Source organism: Vibrio sp. THAF190c (genome assembly GCF_009363355.1).
Lineage (GTDB): Bacteria > Pseudomonadota > Gammaproteobacteria > Enterobacterales > Vibrionaceae > Vibrio > Vibrio fortis_A.
In genome coordinates, this window is sequence record NZ_CP045338.1 from 2,018,599 (window position 1) to 2,036,162 (window position 17,564).

Genomic DNA, 17,564 nt, shown 5'->3' on the forward strand with positions numbered 1-17,564 from the left:
CATTAGTTAGAATTTGGAATGAGAATCTACACTAAATCTAAGGTTGTAGGAAGTAATTTGAAAGATAGATCACATGCTAAGTATAAAGTCACATAAATCTTACGTCTGACTTCAACTTCCTATAAGATTTTTTATCCATTTCTTACTCTTCATGCGATAGAGCGACCCACCCCATTTGATCACCTCTTCTGTTAAGAACATCAAATAGATCCATTCAGGTTCGACACCAAAATAGATAGCCGCAAAAGCCGCTAAAGGGATACTAATGAGCCACTGAGCAATCAGATCTTGGTAGAGGCAGAATTTCACATCTCCACCCGCTCGTAAAACGCCAACAATCACCGTCATTGGTATGGAACGAACCACAATACCTAAGCTCAAAATCAAGATGAATTTTTCAGATAACTCACGCGTTTCTGGAGTCAGTGCGCTGAAGGAATCTAGGATTGGAGCTTGAACAAAATAGAGCACCAACGCGACCACAATACTGGTGAAAAACGCTATGATACTGATGCCCAATGCTTGGTAATAAACCGCTTCATTGTTTTTGGCTCCTAACTGATTGCCAACCAACACGGCAGCAGCAGTCGACATGCCAATCAAAAGTGCCAAAGAGATAGATTCAACTGGTGTCATCACCGAGAGTGCTGCTAAGCCCTGCACGCCCGATTGCCCCATTATCGCGTGATAGGCAAACAAGCCCCCCGCCCAAGCTAAGAAGTTAAAGGTTGTTGGCAAAGAGAGTTTGAGAAACCTAACGACTTTCTGGACTGTTGCAGCAGCCATAACGTCAGCGCCTTTAAAAGCCAACAAGTGCTTCTTCCAGTAGAGGTATCCATAAAGCGTTACCACTTCGATCGCGCCGCTCAGCACAGTCGCAATCGCTGCACCTTTGATGCCCATCGCTGGCATGCCGAGGTTACCGAAAATAAGAACCCAGTTAAGAAAGATATTAGAGAGAATGCCAATACCGCTGAAAAAGGTACTTAGCCCCGGTCGGTGCATCGCGCGGAGCCCCACCGCCATACTGCTTACGCAAGCAACGGCGAACATACTGAACGCGGTAATCACGATGTATTCAGTGCCTAAACCGATAACTTCTTGTGAATCTGTGGTAACGCCCATTACTTGCGTTGGAAACGAAACAAAGAACACGACGGTCAACGCAGCGAACAACATCGAAACCAGCCAAGTTAGCGCGGTACTCTCTCGCACACCTTGTTTATCTCCGGCACCCCAATATTGAGCCGTTAACAGAGCACCACCCGTTGTTACCCCAACCAACATAATCGTGGTCACGAACATGGCACGACTTGCCACACCTACAGCGGCAATGTCAGCTTCTCCTAGCTGCCCCAACATCAAGACGTCAACCAAGCCTCTACTTGAAAACATTATGCTCTGCAGCGTAATAGGCAGTGCAATGGCAATCAGCTGGCGAACAAAGTCACCTTTGGTATGACGTATTATTGAAGCAAGAAGCATTAGGTCACCTCAATGGAACATATTGAAAAAAAAAGAGGAACATCGAAACAGTATAACAGTCGCGTGTTTTTATCCGCGGCGATAAATCAAGAACCAAGAAACGATTAGAAAAGACTGTTATGAAACCAAGCGAGCAGTCATTACAACACAATCAATTCAAACAATGAATGAAAAATAGGCATATACAGATAAAATATAACCCACCAAATCATTTATAGCGCTTTTATCCGAGTAAATTCCGATTTTTGATTAAAATCAAAGTTAGGTTCGATATCTAAATTACTGAAATTGTTATTAAAAATAACATAAACAAATAAATACATGTTTTACAACAAATTTAAATGTTAAAAAGCTTACAATCTAGAAAATCGATTAATATCAATTCCTTTTTACCATTTCATTAAGTCTAACTAATTCAATAACTTCCAAAACAAATCATTAGGGAGTTAACCATGAATAATAAAAAAATAGCACTAGGGTTAGTGGGTTTAGGTGTCGCGGCTTATTTAGGCTCAGTCTACATTGTAAATAAGGACGATAGAGATCTCGCAGCACGTCAAATTGCCCAATACTCACACTTAGACCCACAATCACTGAATTTCCAAGCCATGAAGATTATGGCTGACAAAGGGTGTGGATACTGCCATACCTCAGACAGTGAGATGCCTTTCTACTCAGAGTGGCCAATCGCTAAGAATCTAATGGACGCAGATGTACAAGTCGGCCTGCGTCACTTCGATATCAATAAGCTTTACCGCAACCTCCAGAACCAAGAGCCTGTCTCTGAAGTAGCGCTCGCACGTATCGAAAAAGTCTTATACGACGACTCTATGCCACCAAAGATCTATCAATCGATGCACTGGGCAGCTGGAATCTCAAAAGACGAGAAGCACACCTTATTAAAATGGATTCGTGAAAGCCGCGCTGAACGCCATCAGGACTCCCCTGTTGCCGCTGAGCGCAAACAGCGTGCACTACAACCTATCTACACCACTTTCGAAGTTGACGCAGGGAAAGCTGAGCTTGGCAAAGTGCTTTATCACGATACCCGTCTTTCTGGCGACGATACTGTCTCGTGTGCCTCATGCCACAGCTTAGACACAGGTGGCGTGGATAATCTAGTGGGTTCAGTGGGTATCGATGGTCAAGTTGGTGGTATCAACGCTCCAACGGTATTCAATTCAGTCTACAACAAACTGCAGTTCTGGGATGGACGTGCTCACGATCTGCAGGCTCAAGCTGGCGGTCCTCCATTCAACCCAATTGAGATGGGCTCTCACGATTGGGCTCAGGTGATTGAGAAACTAAGCGACGATGACGAAATTGTCGCAATGTTCGAATACGCTTATCAAGGTGAAATGACCGGCGACACCATCACCCATGCCATTGCAGAATTTGAAAAGACATTGACGACGCCAAACAGCCGATTCGACCAATATCTGATGGGCGACAAGCAAGCGTTGAATGAAATCGAGCAACATGGTTTGGATCTCTTTAAACAATACAGCTGCCATACCTGTCATGCTGGTGAAGCTATGGGTGGTGAAACGTTTGAAACTATGGGCATCAAAGCAGACTATTTTGCTGATCGTAGTGCACCTATCACTGCTGAAGATATGGGGCGATTTAATGTAACTGGTCAAGCAAGCGACAAGCATAAATTCAAAGTGCCTACACTACGCAACGTTGAACTTACCGCGCCATACTTCCATGACGGGCAAGCTGAAACGCTTGAGCAAGCTATCTACGATATGGGTAAGTATCAGGTAGGCGTTGAGATGTCAGACAGCGAAGTCAAAGCGATTAAGTCGTTTTTGAAAACCTTAACCGGTGAGTACAAAGGCGAGACATTAAGCACCAAAGCCGACAATGTTCAGCAAGCGAACGATGTATAAACACGACTATCGTTAAAACAATCTGAGACACAGTTAAGCCAATAGCAAGATACTATTGGCTTTTTTGCATATGACACTGGTAAATTAACAGCTAGTGACGTCCCTACTTCATATCAACGAATGGAGTCTTTATGAAGAAAGTACTGGTGTTAGGCGCTTCTGGTTATGTTGGCTCTCAGCTATTACCTCAACTCCTCAATCAAGGTTATCAGGTAACGGCAGCCGCTCGTCATATTGACTATTTGCAAGCTCGAACCGAGCCCCATCCAAACCTCTCACTAGAGTACTTAGATCTTGCTGACGCTCAGGCTACAAAACAGCTAGTACCTCATTTTGACCTCATTTTCTTCCTCGTCCACGGTATGGCAGAGGGGCACGACTTTATTGATTACGAGCTCACGTTAGCAAGAAACTTTGTCAATGCGCTTGGCCCGCGCAATCAACATGTGATCTACCTAAGCTCACTGCAACCACAAACGGCAGATTCGGATCACCTTCAAGCACGAAAGAAAACTGGCGATCTATTAAGATCTGGCCCGGTTCCTATCACTGAACTGCAAGCTGGCGTGATTATTGGCCCAGGCTCTGCGGCTTTTGAGATAATGCGAGATTTTGTTTATAACCTGCCAATAATGATCGCGCCAAAGTGGGTCGATTCCAAGGCTAACCCAATCGCCCTAAAAAACCTTAACTATTATCTGTTAAAGCTTGCCGAGGAAAATCCTGAAGCTCACCAAACCTTTGAAGTGGGCGGCCCGGATATTGTCAGTTACCGTAATCAATTTGCTCACATCGCTAAAACCGCAGATAGACCGCTTAGGTTATGGGCGACATCTTTGTTAACTCCAACTATTGCCTCATACTGGCTTGGTGTCGTGACATCTGTACCTTCGAATATAGGACGCGCCCTCCTTGCGGGCTTAAAGCATGACTTTATTGCTAACTCCACTGCAATTCAGGAGCGTTATCCACAACGACTGATTTCATTCCAAACCATGGTTGAGCAAGCGATTCGAGCAGAAGGTGAATTCGTTAAGAGTAACGTTTGGGGCTTCGACAAGACCGCATTCAAGCGCTGGCAAGCTGGCTACGGTTACTACCCTAAACAGACTGGGGCTACCATCCAATCTACCGTTGCCAAAGAAGAACTCTGGCAGGTGGCTCAACAGATAGGTAGCCCAAAACAAGGGTATTTCTTTGCGAACGCTCTATGGCGCACCCGTGAATGGCTGGATCTTTTCTTCGGTGGTGGTGTGCCCAAAAGGCAAGAACCGGAAGGCCCAACACTCAAAGTCGGCGATCATATCGATTCATGGAAAGTGATTCGTTGTGAAGAGAACCAGTTCCTATCACTGCTATTCGGTATGAAAGGCCCCGGCCTTGGTCGCCTCGAGATAACAGTTTCCGACCTTGCCGAGAAAGATCAAACAAGCAATCAAAGCGAGCTTAACATCACCGCTTGGTGGCATCCTAAAGGCTTTCTGGGATTACTATATTGGTTTGCCATGATGCCAGCACACCTATTTATATTTAAGGGTATGGTGAAGGCGATAGAAAGGCAGGCGAAAGAGCAGATAAGGGATTCGGGTGGCGAGAAGCGAAGAGACTAAAAGCGGATTTGGGATTCGAGTGGCGGGATGCGAAGAGAATTAAGAGCAAGTTCGGGATTCGAGTGGCGAGATAAAAAAAGAGCGGATAATTCCGCTCTTCGTATCTCACATCTCGTATCTACTACTCAGCAACAAAGCTAATAGGAATCTCAGCCAGTTGATTGCCTTGGTTCGCTGGGTAAACGATGTATTCGCCGTGATATTTCACTGCTGATTTGTAGTCGGTCACTTTATGAAGCATAAAGCCAGACTCCATTGCAGCTTGAACAAACTCTGCGTGGTTACCACGAACAAACCAGTTCATCGGTTTCACCATCAACTCGCCATCAAACGAGTCGTCACACTGCTTGCCACACAGTGCGAATGAGTGCTCGCCATCAGTGAAAAATTGAATTTTGCCACCTGTGGTCAGTTCGTCTTCGCTTGAAACGCTCCAACCCATGTCGTACATCTTGTCCATGAAGGCTTCAACGTCACTGTCTTTAAGCGCTTTTGGCTCTTCACCTTGTGGGAAGAATTGAGCATAAAACGCCGAGATTCGACGGAATGTAAATGTCAGATCCGAGTTATTACCTTTAGATCGCCCCTGCTTCTGCCAGCGAATCAGGTCCGCAGCGACACAGCGATCATAAGCTTGCGATTTAATCGCCTTAGTTACCCAGCGCACCAAGTAAAGGTTATTAGCAATCGGTGCGTCTACCGCTTTGCCAGATTTGTGTAGAGCCGTTAACTCATCGAGTGCTGTGTTAACCAGCTTTTGAATTTCAATGTAGTATTTTGACATTATGCCTTCTTTCCTAATGTCCAATAAAGTAGCGCTGAAAGTACGGCACACAGTGCCATCACAATGACCATAGAGCCAGCACTGTCACTCGGTAGGAACGCAACAATTGCGCCCACTACAGAGCCTGTACCAAAACGTAATGTACCCGCGAGCGACGAAGCTGTACCCGCCATATTTGGGTAACCGCTAAGCAGCAAACCCATAGTATTACTGCCGATGGTTGATAGTGTGCCGATAAATAGCATCACAAATGGCACGATACCCCAAAGACCGAGATCTAAGCTCCAGCCAATGAACAAGCCAACACCCGCGAGCAGTTGAATCGCCAGTCCCACTCTCAACATAGTATGAGAGCCTACCTTTTTCACCATACGACCATTAATGCTGGTCATCAAAATCATAGCAACGATATTTAAGCCGAACAGATAACCGAACAGGTCTGGACGTACACCGTAGATATCAATGTAAACAAAAGAGCCTGCCGTTAAGAACGCGAACATACCCGAAAATGAAAACGCACCCGAGAAGATGAGTCCCATTGCGGTTTTGTTTTTACATAAGCGGAAGTAGTTACGCATCGTCGTTTTAAAACGTAACGGCTGACGCTTCTCTACCGGCAAGGTTTCAGGAATCTTAAACGAGACAGCGAGAATCACGATTACAGCGAAAATTGCCAACACCCAGAAAATCGAACGCCAGCCAAACCACAACGCCAAGTAACCACCAATCATTGGTGCCACCAGCGGCGCAACCGTCATTACCAAAGTAACGAACGACATGGTTCTTGCAAAATCTTCGCGATCAAACATGTCACGCACGACAGCTTGAATGATTACTGCTGCCGCTGCGCCTGCAAAACCTTGCGCGGTACGAACATAAGTCAGCGCTTCAATGCCATGCGTTGTTGCACTAACCATAGACGCAATCGCAAACAGAACCACACCAATCAGTAGAACGGGTTTACGACCATAGCTATCTGCCAATGGGCCATGAAGCAGCTGTCCTAGCGCAAAACCAGCGGTGTAAGCCGTAAGAGTGATTTGAACTTCACCGGCAGTCACACCAAGGTCTTTGGCGATCGTTGGCATCGCAGGCAGGTACATGTCGATGGCAAGTGGTGTCAAAGCACCAATTGCACCAAGAATCAAAAACAGCATTAGACCTAGCTGAGGTGTTTCAGGTTGGGAACTGGGGGCAGTTTGGCTTTGCATAAATCTCCGACTAAGTACTAAGAGCTGCGCTTACACGCAGACAGAATATTGGCTGAGACTTTCCTAGTACCAGTCAAAATGAATAGCCGACGCTGTCCTTGGTCGGCATTAAACAGAGAGGAAGATTACTTCCAGATAGAGTCGATCTCTTCTTGAGTTAGGTAACGGTACTCACCTAGCTCTAAAGATTCATCCATCTCAATTTCACCAATACGTTCGCGGTGTAGCGCTTCTACTTTGTTGCCTAGTGCAGCGAACATACGCTTAACTTGGTGGTACTTACCTTCATGGATAGTAAGAAGCACTTCACGCTCCGCACGCACTTCAAGGTGTGCAGGAAGAGTAAGACCATCTTCGCTTTTCAGCTGGATGCCCTCTTTGAATTTCTCTACGTAATCGTCTTCAACTGGATCCACCAACCAAACGCGATACATTTTTTCACACTTGTGTTTTGGTGAAGTAATACGGTGAGACCATTGACCATCATCGGTCACAAGCACTAGACCTGTGGTATCCACGTCTAGACGACCAGCAAAGTGAAGCTTGTCCATCTTGATCTCATCAAGCAGGTCAAAAACCGTGCGATTAGAGCTGTCTTCATGCGAGCAAACAAAACCTTCAGGCTTGTAAACCATGATGTAACGTGGGCCTTGAACACGCAGTTCATTGCCTTGCCATTCAACAACGCACTCTTCGGTAACCTTAGTGGCACCGCTTTTTTGCATAACGTCGTTAACTGTCACTGTTTTTGATTTTAAAATCTGTGTTGCTTCTTTTCGAGTGACGCCTAATGAGTCACATAGAAATTTATCTAAACGCATGAATACCTCAACTAATCTAAGTCAGGTATTATAGTCACCTTTGCTCAATTAGTTGAGCGATTTCACACTATTTTTGCCACTTTACAAGATGCAGTATGTATACACTCCGCCCATATCAAGCCGACTCCGTAAAATCTGTTATCCATTACTTTCGCAAACACCAAACGCCCGCCGTTCTGGTGCTACCAACCGGCGCAGGTAAAAGCTTGGTCATTGCCGAATTAGCACGCCTAGCAAAAGGGCGAGTTCTTGTAATGGCGCACGTGAAAGAACTGGTTGAACAGAACCACGAGAAGTACGAAGGCTATGGCTTGAAAGGCTCGATTTTCTCGGCCGGTTTGGGGCGAAAAGAGACCGACCAGCAAGTGGTGTTTGCCTCTGTACAGTCGGTAGTACGTAACCTTGATGCCTTTTCCAACCAGTTCTCACTCTTGGTTATCGATGAGTGCCACCGAGTACCCGACGAGAAAAACAGCAGCTATCAGAAAGTGATTGCTCACCTACGTGAAAATAACCCAGGCATTAAAGTACTTGGCCTAACAGCAACACCATATCGATTGGGGATGGGTTGGATTTACCAATACCACACTCGCGGCCAAGTGCGTTCTGAAGAGCCAAGATTCTTCCGCGACTGTATCTTTGAGTTGCCTATTCGTTACCTTCTCGACGAAGGCTTCTTAACCCCTGCCCGCATGATTGATGCACCGGTACTAAGTTACGACTTCTCACAGTTAAAGCCTGCCAACACAGGCCGCTACAAAGAGGCCGAACTAGATATGGTGATCGAACAATCAAAGCGCGCAACACCACAAATCGTTGAACAGATCATTCACCTAGCAAAAGACAAACAAGGCATCATGGTGTTTGCCGCCACGGTGCGTCACGCTCAAGAGATTCTTGGTTTGCTGCCAGAGGGTGAAGCGGCAATTGTAATCGGCGATACTCCAACGCTAGAGCGCGATCAGATCATCAACGACTTTAAGCAGCGCAAAACCAAGTACTTAGTAAACGTATCAGTATTAACCACAGGCTTCGATGCCCCGCACGTGGATCTTATTGCGATTCTGCGTCCTACCGAGTCAATCAGTCTGTATCAACAAATCGTTGGTCGAGGTCTTCGCCTGTCTCCGGGCAAAGAGGAGTGTCTGGTATTGGACTATGCCGGAAACAGTTACGACCTCTATCAGCCTGAAGTTGGCGATCCAAAGCCAGACTCTGACAGCGAAATCATCACCATTCCTTGCCCTGCTTGCGGTTTCAATAACAACTTCTGGGGTAAGCTCGATAGCAATGGTTTCTTGCTGGAACACTTCGGCCGTAAATGCCAAGGTTATTTCACCGATGAAGATACTGGCGAGCGTGAGCATTGTGGCTACCGATTCCGAGCCAAGTATTGTGGTGAATGTGGCGCTGACAACGACATCGCCGCGCGAATTTGCCACGAGTGCGATGCGACCCTAGTTGACCCAGACAAAAAACTAAAAGATGCACTGAACCTTAAAGATGCACTTGTATTTGAGTGCCTAGAGATGGACCTAAACGTGTTTAAAGACGATAAAGGTAAATCTCAGCTCAAAGTGACGTATCGAGGTGAAAACCAAGCTCAAGTTCATGAGTTTTGGTCGCTAACTACCAAGAAGCAAAAGCAGACCTTTAAAGACCAATTTGTTCGCCCTCATTTGGCCGATAGACACCGCCCTTTCGAGGAAGCATCTCCAACCAAAGTGGTCGCTCACCAACATAGATTCAGGCCACCACAATTCGTTATTGCACGTAAGGTAGGTCGTTTCTGGAAGATGCGTGACAAGATATTTGATGATGAGCTTCAGGAACGTTAAGCCTAGTTCACCGCTCTTGTGTCACTAAACCCACAACAAAGGCTGCTAAAGTCTCATTGTGGGTGCGATTCACTTTCTGTTCATCTTCACTTTTTTATACTACTTACTATCAACATTACCTAGGATTCGCTATGTTTAGTAAAGCAATGATTTCTTTGATGTCTTTAAGCTTTGGCTTAGTGGTTTCCGGCTCTGCATGGGCGGACTCACACCCTAACGGGCACGACCTCGTTCAAGACGTTCATAAGGAAGGTACACGCATCGAGTTCGAAGAAGACCAAGATGAAGTTTATGAAGCGGTTAGAGAAGGCTACATTCGCCCGTTTTCTGAAATGTACGCTGCAGTGGAAAATGACCTGCACGGTCGCATCATCAAGGTTGAACTTGAAGAAGACGATGACATCTGGGTCTACGAGCTAAAGATCAACTACAAGAACAACATCATCAAGGTCGAATACAACGCTGAGACGTTAGAGATGTTGATGATCAAAGGTCGAAACTTTAAAGATGCGATCAAAACTGACAGCGAATAAATAGCCATAAGAACCATATTTCCCGCTGCGAATAACGAATAGCAACACCTAATATCGAATAACAATAAGCAAAAAGAGCCAATCATGAAAATTCTCGTCGTTGAAGATGAACCGCGTTTAGGCGAACAGATTATTGAAACTCTCGAAGGAGCCGACTGGGTTCCTGAACTGTCACAAGACGGTATTGATGCACTTTATCGCGCAACTTCAGAAGAGTGGGATGCGATTGTTCTAGACCTTGGCTTGCCAAAGCTCGACGGGTTAACGGTATTGAAAGGTATTCGAGATGAGAATATCAACACGCCAGTGATCATTCTTAGTGCGCGCGACACCTTAACTCAGCGTGTAGAAGGCTTGAATGCAGGTGCCGACGACTACCTCACTAAACCCTTTGAGATGGTTGAATTGATCGCTCGTATTCGTGCCCAACTTCGCCGAGCGTCTGGTTCTGCATCGCCAATCCAACAAATCGGTGACTTAAGCCTGGATACTCGTAGTTCGAAGGTGCTTTGGCAAGGCCAAGCAGTAAGCTTAACAGCGCTTGAGTACAAAGTGGTTGCCTACTTCATGCATAACAAGGACAAGGTTATCTCACGTACTGAGTTGGTTGAGCACATTTATAAGCAAGACTTCGATCGCGATTCTAATACCGTCGAGGTATTCATTGGCCGCATTCGCAAGAAGATCGCACCTAAGATCATTAAGACTGTGCGCGGTTTAGGCTATCAGCTTAACGCTGACTAATCTCCCTTCTCTCTGTGGGTGGCTCACTTTGACCCTAGATAAAAGTGAGCCAAAATAGCGATGAATCTAAATAAAAAATCCCTCAAAAAGATCAGTCTAAAAAGCCGCTTGCTCCTTGCTGCGGCTTTTTGGTTAGGCGCCATGATTCTTGCCGCTGGTATTGGTATTCCAAAACTGGTTAACGACTATTTAGTTGATGATCTAAAACAGCAGCTCAGCCTAACTATGGACGAGCTCACGGCCAACATCGAAACCAACGATGCGGGCATGCTGATGATGCTAGAACGATTGTCGGACCCGAGGTTTAATCAACCTTACAGTGGCGTTTATTGGCGAGCAGAAAGCCAAGGACAAGTGATTCGTTCACGTTCACTGTGGGATAAAGATATGGATATCAAGCGCTCTCCTATCCATACCTCGATTAAAGGCCCGGACAAAGAACAGCTGATTTATATCGAGCAACTCATCTACCTACCAGAGCTAAGTGACCCTGTCACCATAACCATAGGTGTTGATGAAGACCCACTTGAATCTACCCTCCATGACCTTACTGGCCAAGTGTGGATTATCTTGGGCTTGTTGTTTGTTGGCGTTCTGCTTTTGATTGGTATTCAAGTTAGCTGGTCGCTCCTTCCTCTTAACAAAATGCAGCGCGAACTGGCGATGCTACGTAAAGGGGAGCAGCAAGGTCTCAGCGATAGCTATCCAAAAGAGGTTTCCCCACTAGTCTCTGACTTGAACGCTCTACTCTTCCACTATCAAGAGTTGTTGGAGCGCGCTCGACACCATGCTGGCAACCTATCTCACGCCTTAAAAACGCCACTGTCAGTACTCAAAAATGAAGTGAACTCACTACCTAAAGAGAACCAACACCTACTGCAGCAGCCGATTGACCAGATTCAGAGCCAGATTGATTATCACCTAGGCCGTGCTCGTATGGCGGGTGCAATGAACATCTTATCGGTGAAGTCATCGCCTTGTGAGCGCGTAGAAGCTATCTCGATGGCCTTTGATAAAGTCTATGCTGCCAATGAAGTCACCATGATCAATGAGCTCGATTCAGAGATTGAGGTCGCCGTAGAGAAAACCGATCTTGATGAAATGGTTGGTAACCTACTGGAAAATAGCTATAAATGGGCTGCCAGCATTATCCGAGTTCACTCCAACGATCTGAGCGAAGGTCGCATTGAGCTGGTTATCGAGGATGATGGACCGGGTATCCCGGAAGAGAAAATGAGCCAAGCGGTTAAACGTGGGGTGCGTCTAGACGAAACAACGCCGGGGACAGGTTTAGGGCTCAATATCGTAAACGAGATGGCCCATAGCTATCGTGGGCAACTCAATTTAGAAAAAAGCTCGATGGGCGGTTTAAAAGCTACGCTTATCCTACAGCTCTCCCAAAACTAGAAGCTTAAAGCTAGATACTGAGAAAAGTTAATAAGCATACCAAACGCATTGGTATGCTTATCTCTATTATCTAGGTAATCAAACCTACTTGCAGCTCGGCAGTAATGTCTGATACATGGTTTTAAAACCTTTCAGAGATACCGTTGCAAGTTCTACTTTTGAACCACCACCTTGAAGCTCGACCTGCAATGATTGAGCGCTGTAGAACGATTCAAGCTGGGTCAGAGGAACGGTTGCCCAGTGAGTCTTACCTTTAATCCAAACATCCATAGTAAAGCGAGTTCCATCATCCAGCACAGCTTTCGCTGGATAACCCAACTCCTCTCTCAACAAGCCATTGAAAAACAGGAGATTGACGCCTTCAGTGGTGCATCGCAGTGCAACCGTATCGACATTACCATCACTTTTCACACTCGACACGCCAAGGATAACCGCTTCACCAGTATCGAAGCTTTTCGACTCGTAATGCTCCCAGTCTTGATAAGTGTCTGTAAGTTCCAAACCAGCACTCGCATTAAAAGCAAACAGTGATAGTAAGCCTGCAATTAAGTGTTTTTTCATCTCTTTTCCCGATAATTAAGCCACGCCTTTTCGTTCGCTTTAGTCTGTTATTGATTAAGACAGAACACTACTCAGTACGCGGCTAAACAATGACTAAATTACTTGGTTTTTGCCGATACTTCTGGAAGTAACACAGCTTCAAAACGCTCCGCTTCGCTCAAGAACTGGCGCATGATTGCATCCACTTTCGCTTTATTACCTTCGCTATTTGCACGACGCTGCGCCTGAATCAAACGCGGGCTATCCGTTAGTAAGTAAGACTGTTCCATTGCGTTCAGCATCCCCAAATCAGAGCGCAAGTAGCGATCAATTTGGTCATCGCGTTGCACCAACTTGTTCTCCAGTACCTGTTCATCCGCTCCTTGTTTTGCCACGGAGCTCAACACTGAGTGCGTTAGAGAAATCAGTTCATCAACACGCTCAGGTGCACAAGTAAACAGAATTCGGCCTTCGGCTTGTGGGCTGTGTACGTCTTGCCAGAACCAGCTCGCGACGCCATAAACGCCTGATGCTTGCTCACGAAGCTTAAGTCGCAGTTGCTCTTGCACTAACTCACCGCTTAACTCCAAGTAATATGCGTTATCTGGTCGCCATTGAGAGTCTTGAGTTAAATAGATCTCGACCTCTGCTCTCGGCTCTTTCGAATCGGCTGTGCTGTAACGAACCATTGGAGAAGAAGCTTTCACATCGTAGAAAGTACGTTTTGGCTCTTTCACTTCGATTGAAGACAAGTAGCGGGCAGCGAGTTGCTCAAGCTCATTTGCAGAGATATCCCCGACAACAAAATAGGTGTAGTCGGTTTTACCCGCGATGTACGTTTGATAAACGTCGCTTAGCTTCTCCGTGGTGTAGCTTGGAGCTTGTTCACCATTATCGCTATACACGGTTGGAATACCTGGGAAGCGTAGCTCAGAGACTTTGCGCACAAAGCGATCTGCACCATCGAACTGGCTGCCATTTAAGCGCTGCTCCATCTCAACTTGATACTCTTTCAAGGATTTCTCTGATACCGGACTCGACGCCAGTTTCAAATGAAATAGCTTGAGCATTTTTTCAAAGCTGTCAGTTTTTGCCCAACCTGAAAAACCCTGTTGATAATCGCCAACCAATGTCGACATCACTACTGGGTTGCCTCGAAAGATGGTCTGAATATCAGCCTGAGAGACCTCACCAACACCGGTATCATCGACGAGGCTTACAGCGGTTCTCAATGCTTGATAATCACTCTGAGGAATAGAGCGAAGTCCACCTTCCGTCAGCGCTTTAAAATGCACTTGGCCCGGGTTGCTATCGCTATAGCGGTAAACTAGTTTGCTGCCATTGCTCAATCGGTATTCCGTAATTCGGTGCTCTGCCCATTTTTTCTCTTGCTTGAGCGTCCCCGGCTTTGGATCAACCACAGGTAGTACAGCGTTGCTGTCATCGACGACCCAAGGCTGCTGCATAGTGTGCATGCTCATTTGCCATTCACTCTCCACCCATTCAGATGCAAGTTTTGGCTTACGTTTGTCGGTAGGTTGAGTGAGCAGAACCAAGCGAGATTTAGGCTCAATGATATCGAGAAATGCCTCGTTCACCTGCTGCAATGTAATACGGTCCAGAAAGTACTTATTCAGCTCATACGCTTGATCTTTACTTACCAGAATCTGACCACTTGCCGCAGCAACCATTAAATCTCCCGCAAGATCAATACTGTAGTTCTTCTTGTCTTGGCCTCTCTTGATGACACCTTGTAAACGGCTAATCTCTCCATTAACTTCGGCCTCAGAAAAACCTTGTTGCGCCAACTGAGCAACAAACTGGAACAGCCCTTGTGTTGCTTGTTGGTACTCTCCCTCGACTAACTGTAGAGAAAACACAGCCTGCGTTGTTTCTCTGCCGACATTCGATGAGTAGAAATTGGCGGCATTGACCACGTTATCTTCATCTTGCTCCCAACGCTGCAAGCGCACATTAAGTAAGCGTGTAGCAATTTGATGAGCAAGGTCTTGTTGATAACGTGCAAAGCTTAAGTCAGGCTCAAAAGTTGAGAAAAAGCTCACTTCAACCGAAGGGGATGAATAACCCTCTTCGGAAACAACTTCGCTGCGCCAACCATCCACGAGAGGAATGCTGTAATCGATCTTCTCAAGTTCAGATTCAGGTGCATTTGCATCTCCCATTTTCTGGGTGATCAGCTGTTTAACCTGCTCTGTTTGAACGTCGCCAACCACCACAACAGACATATTATCTGGGCGATACCATCTGTTGTAGAAATCTGCGACACGATACTTGGATACATTTTGAATCGTATGCGGGTCACCAATAGGGTCTCGAGTGACATAGCGTGAGCCCGCCATTTCGATGGCACTTTTCTTATCACCCAAGCGCAACATTGGTCCTAAGCGAGCACGCCACTCTTCAAGCACGATGCCGCGCTCAGCATCAAGGTCGCCCTTCAGCATGGTCACATTACTCGCCCAATCAGAAAGAATGTCCATGACTAACTCAAGCGTCTCAGGATCATTGCTCGGTAGATTCAATGTATAAACGGTATTTTCAAAGTCGGTGAATGCATTAATATCCACACCAAACTTCATACCCGCCTCTTCGAGCACCTTAATCACGTCGTTCCCCGGATAGTGCTCGGTACCATTAAAAGCCATGTGCTCAACGATGTGAGCAACACCCCTTTGGTCGTCGTCTTCGTTCATTGAACCTGCATTAACGACCAAACGAACGTAAACTCGCGATTCTGGGTTGGTATTTTCAGCAATATAGTAGCTAAGACCATTCTCGAGCTTGCCGACTTCGACACTGCTATCGAAGCTTAATATCTGAGCTAAATCTAAAGACGTATCTTCATTGTTTGTTGGAGTTGTTACCTGACAAGCACCCAAAAGTGCGGCACTAGCCAAGATCAGTATCTTGTTAATCTTCATGAATATTTAAATGACTGTGTTTGAGTACATAAGGTGATCTGGTTTTGTTCTTCTTCGTGTGTTTCGCGATGAGAAACCTCAACAACATGTGTATCTGGAAGTTGCTGCGCCATGCTCTCTCTGATCGAACGATAGCTCTCAGGATCAAGAGCAGACATTGCTTCATCTAAGAACAGCCATTGCGGTTTTTGAACCAAACTGCGAGCCAGCATGATTTTTTGTAACTCACCGCCTGACACACTCTGTTGCCAGTTACTATTTAGATCGAGCTGCTCACTGAATTTACGAATACCAGCGAGAGTTAAGGCATCCACTAACTCCAAATCAGACGTCGATTCGCCGTTTGGATACAGTAAAATCTCGCGTAAGCTTGCATTAGGCAGGTACGGCTTCTGAGGAATAAACATACACTCGCTATCATCTGGCATACTCACTTCGCCATTTTGGTATGGCCACAAGCCCGCCAACGAACGAATGAAAGTGCTCTTACCGCCACCCGAGACACCTTTGATGGTGATACTTTGTGAAATCGCACCACTCTGTTCAGATAGCAGTGGTTGCTGTTGTGGTGAATACAGATTAAGGTCACGCCACTCTGGTTGATTCGAACGTGGCATAACATTCGCGGCAGGCAATGCCTCTAGCTGTGTGTGGAACGTGATCAAACGGTCAGTCACCGCACGCCAATCAGCAAGTGACTCATAGGAATCAACGAACCAACTGAAGGCCTCTTGAACACGATAGAAACCAGTCGCAGTTTGCATCATGTCACCAAGCTGCAAAGCACCACTCATTAGCCGTGGAGACGCCACTAAGTATGGGAAGATACGAGCAACTTCATTGTAGCCACTGGTAAATGCACCGTATTTTAGTTTCATGCCAGTGAGTTGCTGCCAGTTGTCCCATACCTTGCCGAATAGGTTTTGTGTTCGATGGTTCTCTGCTGATTCACCACGTTGTAGCGCAATAGATTCCGCATGTTCACGAACTCGCATCAAGTGGAAACGAAAGTCTGCTTCACTTTTCTCTTGTTCAAAGTTCAATGGCACTAAGCGTTTTGCAATTTTGTGCGTCAGCCATGTACCGATGATTGAGTACACGATGGCCACCCATACCATGTAACCCGGAATTACCCATTCACTGCCTGCAAACTCAAAAGTAAGGCTGCCAGACAGGTTCCATAGAATCACAACAAATGAGAACAAGCTTGTGATAGTGCGCAGTAGACCTAAGCCCATCGACAGTGTTTTGTCACAGAAATCTTTAACATCTTGCGAGATTCGCTGGTCTGGGTTATCGCTATCTGGATAACTCAATTGATGACGATATAGGCGCTTACCACCCAACCACTTCTGCAGAAAAGTATGGGTAAGCCAACGACGCCAACGGATTCTCAATGTTCTTCTCAAGTACTCTTCCGCCAGATCAACTACGGTGTAAACCACCATGATCAATACGAACTGACCGAGCATATTCCAGAAGTTATTCCACTCTTCATTCTGCATTAAATTGAAAAAGTCGCGGTTCCAGTTGCTGTAAAGCACTGCGACTTCAACGATCAGATAATTCAATCCGACTACAAGCCCTAACAACAACCAAGCAATACGCTTCTCGTCGCTACGCCAGTATGGATGTGCTAGCGACCATACTTGCGAGAGGAAAGGTTTGTCTTTGAGAGACAACGGAGATGGGTTAGACATAGTTCACCAAAAACGACAAGGCAACCAGCAGCCAAAGCAACTGGTTACCCTTTA

At 46.0% G+C, this 17,564-nt stretch carries 13 protein-coding genes; 6 read left to right on the top strand and 7 right to left on the bottom strand.

What is annotated here, in order from left to right; all coding sequences use genetic code 11:
- Positions 1 to 111: 111 nt before the first annotated feature.
- Positions 112 to 1,485: an MATE family efflux transporter gene (locus tag FIV04_RS08925; RefSeq protein ID WP_152468924.1), complete on the bottom strand. Its 1,374-nt coding sequence runs from the start codon at positions 1,483 to 1,485 to the stop codon at positions 112 to 114.
- 452 nt (positions 1,486 to 1,937) lie between these two features.
- Between FIV04_RS08925 and FIV04_RS08930 the strand changes: the two genes are divergently transcribed.
- Positions 1,938 to 3,380 (top strand): cytochrome c peroxidase, encoded by a 1,443-nt coding sequence (locus FIV04_RS08930; RefSeq protein WP_152468925.1) that lies wholly within the window; start codon positions 1,938 to 1,940, stop codon positions 3,378 to 3,380.
- A 131-nt stretch (positions 3,381 to 3,511) separates the two neighbouring features.
- The gene (locus FIV04_RS08935; protein ID WP_152468926.1) at positions 3,512 to 4,990 is read left to right on the top strand and encodes a DUF2867 domain-containing protein; all 1,479 of its coding nucleotides are present in this window, start codon (positions 3,512 to 3,514) and stop codon (positions 4,988 to 4,990) included.
- Between the two features lie 121 nt (positions 4,991 to 5,111).
- Here the strand turns inward: FIV04_RS08935 and FIV04_RS08940 are convergent, their stop codons facing one another.
- From FIV04_RS08940 to rsuA, 3 genes are all read right to left on the bottom strand, one after another.
- Positions 5,112 to 5,774, bottom strand: coding sequence for a DUF2913 family protein (locus FIV04_RS08940; protein WP_152468927.1), 663 nt, complete (start codon positions 5,772 to 5,774; stop codon positions 5,112 to 5,114).
- Positions 5,774 to 6,985, bottom strand: coding sequence for a Bcr/CflA family multidrug efflux MFS transporter (locus FIV04_RS08945; RefSeq protein WP_152468928.1), 1,212 nt, complete (start codon positions 6,983 to 6,985; stop codon positions 5,774 to 5,776). Before FIV04_RS08945 ends, FIV04_RS08940 begins: the two co-directional genes overlap by 1 nt.
- Positions 6,986 to 7,110: 125 nt before the next feature.
- Positions 7,111 to 7,806, bottom strand: coding sequence for a 16S rRNA pseudouridine(516) synthase RsuA (gene rsuA, locus FIV04_RS08950; RefSeq protein WP_032552205.1), 696 nt, complete (start codon positions 7,804 to 7,806; stop codon positions 7,111 to 7,113).
- A gap of 95 nt (positions 7,807 to 7,901) precedes the next feature.
- Between rsuA and FIV04_RS08955 the strand changes: the two genes are divergently transcribed.
- The 4 genes from FIV04_RS08955 (at position 7,902) to FIV04_RS08970 (ending at position 12,328) form a co-directional block, all read left to right on the top strand.
- Positions 7,902 to 9,644, top strand: a complete 1,743-nt coding sequence (locus FIV04_RS08955) for a DEAD/DEAH box helicase (RefSeq protein WP_152468929.1) — start codon at positions 7,902 to 7,904, stop codon at positions 9,642 to 9,644.
- Positions 9,645 to 9,775: 131 nt separating this feature from the next.
- Positions 9,776 to 10,177 carry a PepSY domain-containing protein gene (locus tag FIV04_RS08960; RefSeq protein WP_150868855.1) on the top strand — a complete coding sequence of 134 codons (402 nt, stop codon included), beginning with the start codon at positions 9,776 to 9,778 and terminating at the stop codon, positions 10,175 to 10,177.
- Between the two features lie 84 nt (positions 10,178 to 10,261).
- Positions 10,262 to 10,921 carry a response regulator transcription factor gene (locus tag FIV04_RS08965; protein ID WP_032552202.1) on the top strand — a complete coding sequence of 220 codons (660 nt, stop codon included), beginning with the start codon at positions 10,262 to 10,264 and terminating at the stop codon, positions 10,919 to 10,921.
- Between the two features lie 60 nt (positions 10,922 to 10,981).
- Positions 10,982 to 12,328: an ATP-binding protein gene (locus tag FIV04_RS08970; RefSeq protein WP_150894253.1), complete on the top strand. Its 1,347-nt coding sequence runs from the start codon at positions 10,982 to 10,984 to the stop codon at positions 12,326 to 12,328.
- Between the two features lie 84 nt (positions 12,329 to 12,412).
- On the opposite strand, the gene FIV04_RS08975 is transcribed toward FIV04_RS08970, so the two are convergent.
- The 3 genes from FIV04_RS08975 to FIV04_RS08985 form a co-directional block, all read right to left on the bottom strand.
- Positions 12,413 to 12,889 carry a hypothetical protein gene (locus FIV04_RS08975; RefSeq protein WP_152468930.1) on the bottom strand — a complete coding sequence of 159 codons (477 nt, stop codon included), beginning with the start codon at positions 12,887 to 12,889 and terminating at the stop codon, positions 12,413 to 12,415.
- 98 nt (positions 12,890 to 12,987) lie between these two features.
- Positions 12,988 to 15,810, bottom strand: a complete 2,823-nt coding sequence (locus FIV04_RS08980; RefSeq protein WP_152468931.1) for a M16 family metallopeptidase — start codon at positions 15,808 to 15,810, stop codon at positions 12,988 to 12,990.
- Entirely contained in the window at positions 15,807 to 17,510 is a 1,704-nt protein-coding gene (locus FIV04_RS08985; protein WP_152468932.1) for an ABC transporter ATP-binding protein/permease, read from the bottom strand. The genes FIV04_RS08980 and FIV04_RS08985 overlap by 4 nt, the downstream gene beginning before the upstream one ends.
- Positions 17,511 to 17,564: the final 54 nt, after the last annotated feature.